The organism is Komagataeibacter diospyri (assembly GCF_006538165.1).
Lineage (GTDB): Bacteria > Pseudomonadota > Alphaproteobacteria > Acetobacterales > Acetobacteraceae > Komagataeibacter > Komagataeibacter diospyri.
This window is the reverse complement of record NZ_BDLU01000101.1, coordinates 1-8,608: the sequence shown is the minus strand read 5'-3', so window position 1 is coordinate 8,608 and position 8,608 is coordinate 1. Positions and strand designations below refer to the sequence as shown.

The 8,608-nt window shown below is 56.6% G+C and carries 8 protein-coding genes, 1 tRNA gene and 2 pseudogenes; 4 read left to right on the top strand and 7 right to left on the bottom strand.

Going from position 1 to position 8,608, the window contains the following annotated elements; genetic code table 11:
* Positions 1-99: 99 nt before the first annotated feature.
* Positions 100-693, bottom strand: coding sequence for a DUF1826 domain-containing protein (locus MSKU9_RS17770; RefSeq protein WP_141262658.1), 594 nt, complete (start codon positions 691-693; stop codon positions 100-102).
* Positions 694-761: 68 nt separating this feature from the next.
* Here MSKU9_RS17770 and MSKU9_RS17765 point away from each other — a divergent pair, with 68 nt between their 5' ends.
* Positions 762-1,994, top strand: coding sequence for a GTP-binding protein (locus MSKU9_RS17765; RefSeq protein WP_141262657.1), 1,233 nt, complete (start codon positions 762-764; stop codon positions 1,992-1,994).
* Positions 1,987-2,316, top strand: coding sequence for a DUF6525 family protein (locus MSKU9_RS17760; protein ID WP_039736910.1), 330 nt, complete (start codon positions 1,987-1,989; stop codon positions 2,314-2,316). The genes MSKU9_RS17765 and MSKU9_RS17760 overlap by 8 nt, the downstream gene beginning before the upstream one ends.
* 124 nt (positions 2,317-2,440) lie before the next feature.
* On the opposite strand, the pseudogene MSKU9_RS17755 reads toward MSKU9_RS17760, so the two are convergent.
* From MSKU9_RS17755 to dcm, 4 genes and pseudogenes are all read right to left on the bottom strand, one after another.
* Positions 2,441-2,592, bottom strand: a pseudogene (locus MSKU9_RS17755) (IS1595 family transposase); the annotation flags it as partial.
* Positions 2,593-2,673: 81 nt separating this feature from the next.
* Positions 2,674-4,032, bottom strand: coding sequence for a type II restriction endonuclease (locus MSKU9_RS17750; RefSeq protein WP_162515761.1), 1,359 nt, complete (start codon positions 4,030-4,032; stop codon positions 2,674-2,676).
* 115 nt (positions 4,033-4,147) lie between these two features.
* Positions 4,148-4,594, bottom strand: a complete 447-nt coding sequence (locus MSKU9_RS17745) for a very short patch repair endonuclease (protein WP_264371865.1) — start codon at positions 4,592-4,594, stop codon at positions 4,148-4,150.
* A 31-nt stretch (positions 4,595-4,625) separates the two neighbouring features.
* The gene (gene dcm, locus MSKU9_RS17740; RefSeq protein WP_141262655.1) at positions 4,626-5,885 is read right to left on the bottom strand and encodes a DNA (cytosine-5-)-methyltransferase; all 1,260 of its coding nucleotides are present in this window, start codon (positions 5,883-5,885) and stop codon (positions 4,626-4,628) included.
* A 650-nt stretch (positions 5,886-6,535) separates the two neighbouring features.
* On the opposite strand from dcm, the gene MSKU9_RS17735 reads away from it, so the two are divergent.
* Together MSKU9_RS17735 and MSKU9_RS18695 are read left to right on the top strand one after the other, a co-directional pair.
* Positions 6,536-6,622: transfer RNA gene (locus MSKU9_RS17735), tRNA-OTHER, on the top strand.
* 356 nt (positions 6,623-6,978) lie between these two features.
* Positions 6,979-7,152: a hypothetical protein gene (locus tag MSKU9_RS18695; protein WP_154670691.1), complete on the top strand. Its 174-nt coding sequence runs from the start codon at positions 6,979-6,981 to the stop codon at positions 7,150-7,152.
* A 284-nt stretch (positions 7,153-7,436) separates the two neighbouring features.
* Here MSKU9_RS18695 and MSKU9_RS17730 read toward each other — a convergent pair whose 3' ends face one another.
* Together MSKU9_RS17730 and MSKU9_RS17725 are read right to left on the bottom strand one after the other, a co-directional pair.
* On the bottom strand, positions 7,437-8,060 hold the full coding sequence (locus MSKU9_RS17730; protein WP_141262654.1) for a hypothetical protein: 624 nt from the start codon (positions 8,058-8,060) through the stop codon (positions 7,437-7,439).
* Positions 8,057-8,535: pseudogene (locus MSKU9_RS17725) on the bottom strand (hypothetical protein); the annotation flags it as partial. The pseudogene MSKU9_RS17725 and the gene MSKU9_RS17730, both read right to left, overlap by 4 nt.
* Between the last annotated feature and the right edge of the window lie 73 nt (positions 8,536-8,608).

Below are 8,608 nucleotides of genomic sequence, written 5' to 3'. Positions count from 1 at the left end.
ACTCAGGCGAATAACGCAATGTCTTCTTCTTCTCTACCATAGGGCTCATCCTCCGAGAGTTTTACTCTCCGGTAAACTCGGGGCAGTTCATATAAGGCATCATTGTCGTCCCATGCCACACGCGTCAGGATGGTCAAGGGTCAGAAGCAGGCGTGTGACAGGCACCAGGAGATCGGAGAGAGGCGGCGAACGGTGAAGCACCGCCCCCTTTGTCGACCAACCGGGGTATAACCGCCCTTTCAGAAGGGTAATCCAGCCCGCTGACGTTTCATGGATAGTCTCACTGTCAGCGTATTTCCATTGAACCCCGGGACCGGTGTAGGTGCACAGGAAACGTAATGGGACCTGATCAACATGAAAGCGGCGGCAACTGTCATGACGGATCTTTTCCAGTCGGAAGCGGAGTTCGGCCGTACCTGACAGACGCTGATAACGACGGGCAAGCTTCAGGGCGTCTTCTGCAAGCGCCTGCGTGCCTGCTGGCAGGACGGCGCGCAACCCGGTTTCAAGAATTTTAATGGTGCCTCGACACAGAAACAGATCCGGGCCATGGGCATTCCATGATGCTGCAGCCTGCGTGACGTCCTGTCCCATGTGACGCTCTTCCTGAACGATGAAACAGTCGCTTCTGGCGATGTCCTGGAATGAGGCCGGAATGGCAAGGCGCTGGCGGGTCGGGCAGGCCGATCTCATGTCGAAGTTCTTTAGGGATTGTTATATTATAACGTAACATATAGGTTCGGCGGATCGCAACCGAATGAATGGTATCCGTCATGCGCGAAAGACTTCCGGTAACAGTTCTTTCCGGCTTTCTGGGGGCTGGAAAGACGACGCTCCTCAATCACGTGCTCAATAATCGCGAAGGCCGGAAAGTCGCGGTGATCGTCAATGACATGAGCGACGTGAACATTGATGCGGATCTGGTGCGCGAGGGCAGCGATCTGTCCCGAACGAACGAAACGCTTGTGGAGATGAGCAATGGCTGCATCTGCTGCACGCTGCGTGATGATCTGCTGCTGGAAGTAAGGCGCCTCGCGGAAGAAGGGCGCTTCGATTACTTGCTGATTGAATCGACAGGAATTGCGGAACCCCTTCCGGTTGCAGCGACATTCGAGTTCCGTGACGAGGCGGGAGAAAGCCTGTCTGACATCGCGCGGCTGGATACGATGGTAACGGTGGTCGATGCCGTCAACCTGCTGAAAGATTACGCTTCAACGGATTTCCTGCGCGATCGGGGCGAGACGGCAGGCGATGGGGATGACAGGGCGCTGGTTGACCTGCTGGTCGAGCAGATCGAGTTTGCCGATGTCGTTGTGCTGAACAAGGTCTCGAGTGCAACTGCGGTGCAGCGCGAGGCTACACGGCTGGTTATCCAGGCCCTGAACGCCGATGCAGATATTATCGAAACGGACCAGGGCGTCGTGCCCTGCACGCGCATTCTGGATACGCACCGCTTCGATTACGATCGGGCCCATAAGCATCCGCTGTGGTACAAAGAGCTTTTCGAATTTCGGAATCATGTTCCCGAGACCGAGGAATATGGCATTCACACCTTTGTCTGGCGCGTCCGCCGTCCGCTGATACCCGAACGGTTCAAGGCCTTTATCGACTCTGCGTGGCCGGGCGTGATCCGGGCGAAGGGCCATTTCTGGCTGGCGACCCGCCCACAATGGGTGGGCGAACTGGGGCAGGCTGGTGCGCTCGTGCGCACGCAGGCCATGGGACGCTGGTGGGTGACGATACCCAAAAACCAGTGGCCGGACAGTGATGAATGGCGGGACCTGATCCTGTCGAAATGGGACGCGGTTTATGGGGACCGCCGACAGGAAATCGTGTTTATCGGTACACCGGAGATGGACGATACTGTCCTTTGCGCGGCTCTGGATGCCTGCCTTGTACCGGAGCTTGATCTGGAGCGGTTTGACCCGCTGCTGTTTGCCCATCTGCCTGACCCATTCCCGGTCTGGGGGAACGGAGAAATGGCGGATGCGTAGGCTGGCGGATAACGAGCGGACCTTACGACACGAGATGTGGCGGCGGTATGAGGGTAATGACTGGGCGGCCTTTGACGCGCTTCCCGCAGCGATCCGCAAACGGGTGGCAGCGCATGCCTATGATGCCTGGTCGGTCAATGTAATGATGCTATGGCAGCATTATAAAAGGCTCTATGGCCGCACGACGCGCGCCGAGCGGGCCCTGATCCGGTATCTTGACTATTGCGAGAGGCTGGAGCGGGAAGCTTTTGCGTCACGCTACAGCGAAGCCTACGGCATGGACCTGCCTCATGATGCAGCCTGCGTGTCAGTACTGAGATAAAATTAGTATGGGGCAGGCATGGCATTCATATTTTCAGGGATTACCCTCATTTGGATGGCTGCTGGCGTTTAATGGAAATTCCGCGTCTTCACTACGATATTTCCCGGAAAATAATCCTGCTCGACATCAGCGTCTGATGTCCGGCGTTGGGGATCATGACGGCATGGACACGGCGATGTCGTTTCAGCAGGCCGAAGACGGCCACTTTCCGGCAGTGCCCCGGCCTCGTTTTCCTTTGCGATGTCCATCGAAATGGCGCTCATCGACTTCGATTTCATCCGAAACCGGTGCCTCATGAGCAATCTGTCATGCAACATATCAAGCCCTTATTGGCTTATCCTATGCCAGCCCCAACCATTATTTCCAGGAAGACAAATATGGTTTGACGAATTCGTGACAGAAGCGACCGAATCCCATAACATTAGAATGACCCGCATATTCGGTTTCTTTCGCCTTGAGCAGGCTTTCCGGGATCACAAGCCTGACGCCGATAGACGCCATGTCCTCGATTGCATTGCCTGCGATGTTTTCGTCGACGGTCGTCAGAAACAGGGAGCGTCCTCCCATTTCGCGCTCCACCTGCTTCCAGCGTTCCCGCAATGTCGTTTTGGCACTCAGGATCAGACCGGTCCCGGCATCAGCATGTCCGCTATCCACAAAGGCCAGGCTGGGCAGAATGAAATCCGGCCTCTTTTTCGATTCAAGGATGACCTGTTTCTCGAAGGGAATACCACCGTCACGCAGCATGGCTTCGATATGATGCTCATAAGAGTAGCCCGCCCGGGATTTCCGTTGCTGTCCTGCCGACAGCATGAGTGCGTCGATCTCGGGACGCTTATCGATCAGGCGGCGGATGACCTCTGCCGGAGAAGGTTTGTATGGCGTCTCGCCCATTACCAGACGGACCAGATCGACGGCATATTTCCGATGCTGATGCTTGCGGAAGAGATTCCATTCGATAGTCCGGCTGAGTGTTCTCAGATCGTCTCCGGGCCTTTCAAGGGAAAAGGGATCAATCTTCGTCAGGCCACGTTCCCGCATGAAAATGGCCTGCGCTTCGCGCGCGAGTTCAACGGTCGCCGGTATGGCAGCACGACTGGCAGCGAATGTCCCGATTTTGCCATGTAGCCAGGCATCAATAACCTCCCCTGCAAAATCGAGGACCTTTCCCTGTTCTTCCGAGCGGATACTCTCGGGTTCAAACACGTCAGATATAAAATCTGCCTTGAGACCGAACAGGTCACGTAGCAGTTCAAAATCATCGCTGCCAGAATCAATGGTCAGGCATTCATAAAAGTGGTTTCCATGTCTTTTCCGTCGTCCCATGACCAGAAAAGAGGCAGGCAGAAGATCTGCAAAAGCGGCTTTTGGCAGAACCGTCAGATGGGTCTCATTGCCTTTGCTGGTATAGTGGACCAGATGGCTGGTACGTTCCTCGCCGACCTGTGGCCAGACAGTCGGGAAAAAAGCTTCACGGATTTCAGCGGCTCCGGGCTTTTTACGTTCCTTGACCATCAGTTGCGGAAAGAAACCGCTATCCCGGGATTCTACGGGAATAAAGACCCCGGCCTGATGTTTACTGCGCTTGCGGGCCCAGTCCCGATCATTGTTCCGCAGCTTTTTTACCATGATTTGATCAGACGCCGCAAAAAGCCGTGACAGAAGGCTGGCATCCGGAGCAGCCTGTTCAAGGGCCAGTTGAGTCTGCGATGACATTGACATCCCTGATCTTATGAATACATGTGGTGCCAGAAAACAGCTCTCTCAGTTCTGTAACAATGCCTGCCAGACTTCAATATAATGTCTCCCTGCTCCATGCTGCTGGCCCATGTCAGGATGGGACTGGTTCTGCGACAGTTCGTTCGTTGCTGCCCCTTATTTCCAGTTCGGCCACGTCTGATTTCAGCCATGAAGCACAGGTTTCGAGGACAACCTCCAGCGGGATGCGTTCCCTCCCCCGTATCGCACATTCCCACACGGTTCCGACGCGCCAGTCTGAACTGCGCAGTGCCATGACGCTCCGGGCATCAATAGCCCGGTTACGCTCGATCTTGCTGCGCCAGAATTCGGTGCGGGTACCGGGGAGACGGAAAAGATGGCAGTCATGGCCATGCCAGAAGCAGCCATGGATGAAAATTACGGCCTTATATTTTGGAAATACCAGATCGGGCGTACCCGGCAGCTTTCTGTCATGCAGTCTGAAGCGAAAACCGAGGGCATGCAGGCCTTTTCGCAGGACCATTTCCGGTTTCGTGTCTTTCCCGCGGATGCCGGCCATCATCCGGCTCCGCTGTTCGGGTGAGACGATATCAGGCAACGGCGACCTGCTGACGCGCATGCGGCAGCCCCGGGATATCAGGCTGGGACCATACAGGCACGGCAGACTGCCGCGCGAGGGCAGACCGGATATAGGGCTTCATCGCGTTGGCCAGAAACTCGATCACCGGCACCACAACTGCATTTCCGAACTGGCGATAGGCCTGCGTGTCCGAAACGCCGATGCGGAAACGGCGTGCTCCCCGATCAAACCCCATCAGACGTGCACATTCCAGCGGGGTCAGGCGACGCGGACGTTTACCCTCCTGTCTGATCAGGATCTCGGAGCCATCCTTGTGGTACCGGGCTGATAGTGTCCGGGCGACATCGTCGGGCCCGAACAGCCCGAAACCGAAGCCGTTACCGGCTGCAGCATGTTTGGCCTTGTAATTCTGGAGATAGGTCCAGAGATGTTCCGTGAGGGTATATTTCGGGGCTACCTCATCATGGGGCAGAAGGATTGAACCGAGCCGGGGCCCCTGCTCCGCTGGCGGGATCGCCAGGGACGCAAGATCAAACTCCGTTTTTTCACGAAAACCTACGATGAAAATACGTTCCCGCTTCTGGGGAACCCAGGACGCCGCGCTGATCACCCGCGTCTGGACATGATAACCCAGTTCTTCTTGGAGAACATGCATGATGGTGGCGAAAGTCCGCCCCCTGTCATGCCGTTCCAGATTTTTGACGTTTTCCAGCAGGAATGCTGCTGGCCGGTGATGGGCGATGATCCGGGCCGTATCGAAGAACAGGGTTCCCTGTGTGTCGCACAGGAAGCCGTGGGGTCTGCCCAGCGAATTTTTTTTGGAAACCCCCGCAATCGAGAAAGGCTGGCAGGGAAAGCCGGCAAGGAGGACATCGTGTTCGGGGATCAGTGACGGATCATCGGCAAACGGCCGGATATCCCCGCTGATTTCGTGGTTGTCCGGATAATTGAGCGCATAGGTCTGTCGGGAAAACCGGTCCCACTCCGAGGTGAAGACGCATCGACCGCCAATCCCTTCAAAGCCGATCCTGAGACCTCCGATACCGGCGAACAGGTCAATGAAGCGAAAGTTGACCCTTTCCTTTTCGAAAGCGCGGAGCCGTTCATTGGCGATATGGCGTAGCAGCTTGAGTGCCGTCCGGCTCGCCGCACCGGGCATATTCTCGTAACGATATATCGTCCGTTCTCCCAGCCCCAGTTCCTCTGCCGCCTGATGTAGCGTAAGGCCTGCCCGGTCACGCAGGAGACTGAATTCTGTTCGCGTGGGCATGAAGGTGTTTCCGATCTCGATGAACTAGGATTGTATCTGCCCAAATGGCAGAATCTTTCCCGGAGAGCAAGCCGTTGTTCCTCTCATGTTCTTCTGAACCGGTGTGACAGGAAAGCATTTTTCTAAAGTGCAGGAAGTTCATGTTGCTTGATAATGGTGCCGGTTTTTATGGAGGCGCTTCCTGTGGGCAGGTCAGGATGTGTCGTGATCGGCGTGGCATCGTGAAAATATTTTATGGGTATAATGACGGGTAAGGCGGTAAATCTGGAATATTAAAATCTATGTATTTCAGAATATTACATAAAATAAATGATGCCCTTCCCCTCCGCCAATCAAACCAAATAAATTATTGTTTTAATTATAACTTATTAGGCCGTGCTATTTTTGGCCCCAAACACAGCCCCAAATCACTTTTTTATGTCCGCATGCGTTCGCAATCGTTCATCATTTTGGATGAGCGATTTATACCCTGTACTCATGCATCAAATCCCTCCTATAATCCCCACGCTGCGGCGGTGGCTATCTCCAGTGGTGGTGATCCGGGTCCAAGCCCGCTGCCGCAGCACCGCATCTATGTGCCTCTCGGCTATAGAGAGGCAGACGCCTGATACCTATCTATCTCAGGCGGCGGCGGGTGGAATCTCCGCGTCGGAAGGGTGCCAGAGCGGCTTAATGGGGCGGTCCTGAAACCGATGAACCGAAAGGTTCCGTGGGTTCAAATCCCACCCCTCCCGCCAGTTTCAGTTGTCCGGAAATTCCGGACAACTCACAGGTTGCGCCGTAGTGAAAAGCGGGTGAACGGCAGGGCCTTAACGGGTTCCTGCCGTTTTTTTCACCTGATACACATTGTGTGTTTATCTTGTGCCTAATGGCTTTAATGCACACTACATATTGTGCTTCCCCTTCCAATCTTTTGAAGGTACGGCTATCCAGATTTCAGACAAAAAGAAAGGGGCTAGGATTCGTGGTCCTGCCCCTCTCTGTTCCGCAAGCGAATTGGCCGCCTGCGGAATGCTCTCTTGTGTAGCATGGGCCATATGGCCCGTACAAGATGCAGGGTCAAGGCGGCTTATATTAAAACTGGAGGCCCCATATGGCGGCTCATAAGCCCACCGGTCGTGGACCGGTTTCTCCCAATACTTCTTCCCGTGTGAAGACGGTTGCAGCGAATGTCCTGAATACAGGTCGTGCAACGCCTACACAGGCCAAGACGCTGGCAGCCTCTGTCATGCGGCACGAACCCGCTCACAAGGGACCAAAGAAGTAATCTGCTCTATCGCTGAACGCGGTATATGCATCACCCCATTGGCTTGGGGGCGTTCACTTTTGACGTCCCCAATGCTGAGGGCGACTACAACACCCGTCGATGTATCATGGATCAGATGCCCTACCGTCTGACAGACAATCGGATCAGGTTCCGGTATTTCATCTGCCCATTGCCACGCTGACTCCGGCTGCCCGCTGTCAAGCCATTTCACAATGACAATTGGATAGTCACTCATTTCCTGCACCCTCTCCGCAAACAGAACAACCGGTGAAGCCAGCGCCAGATCACCGCTTTCTCCCAACGAATGGCACGACCGGCGTACGTCCGACGCATTCGCTCGCGGACCAGGTATCGATCATCGTCTGCACCCTCCCCCGCAGCTCCTCCCGATCAGCAATCAGCCGGGCCGCCTCGGCGTGCCGGGCATCATCGTTCTGTGCCAGCATCTCGGTCTCGTATCCAAGCTGCCGCGACATCTCGACATCTGGTAGCGACGACAGCGGAGCGTAGGCCACCGGCAGGCTGACCGTCTGGCCGCGCGTCCGGGTAGCATCGCCCTGCACGCCGAATGTGGGCGCTGTCGTGATCGCTCCCACTGTGAATTGGCCGCCCTGCGTGAACTGCCCGGATAGCTGTAAGGTCACGTCGCCCGCAATCGTGCCCACCACCGGGTCGGCCCGGTCCTGACCGCACTGCGCCGCCCGGACGGCGCGGACGAATAGCGCGTCCTGCGCCGGGGTCCAGTCGCCCGCGTGCGATACCGACACCACCCCGGCCTGCGCCAGACTGGACTGGATGCCTGCCATGGCCTGCGGAATGGTCGTGCTGACCTTGGCCGGATGGACTGCGCAGCCGGACAGGCCAATCATGCAGCCGAGCAGGAAGGCTATCCGGTCGCCCCGGTTCACGACACACCCCGCAGATATGCCGCGTTGGCCTCAACCAGAGCCGCCCAGTCATCGCCAGCCGGATACAGGCTGCCGGGGGCGTGCAACTGTCCCCACGCCAGCCCGTGCGCCTCCATGATGCGGGACCGGACCCAGCGCCATGTGGCTTTCTGCTTGCTGCCCCATGTCAGCAGGGTGACCAGATCGGTGTCGGTCGTGCCCGCGTAATCCCACAGCAGCAGGCAGTGACCGCCCGCACTTCCCGGCGTCGGATCACCATGGTCGGCCGGACTGTCCGAGTCCCATACGGGCGGTTGCCGTCCTGGTCCTCCCACATATCCGCCGTGGCAAGCTGCACGCCCAGATAGGCGGCAGACAGGCCAGCGGTGATGTTGCGGATCCCGTTCAGGTCTCCCGGATCGGCGCTGCCCCAGAGCGGGAACAGCGTCTGGTCCGCCAGCGCATAGCCATCGCGCAGGGCGGTCGTCAGTAAATTGCCCCGGGTTTTGTGGAGACAGCAAGACCCGTGAGGTAAGAGATATTCATGAGTAACAAATCGAAGCGTTTTC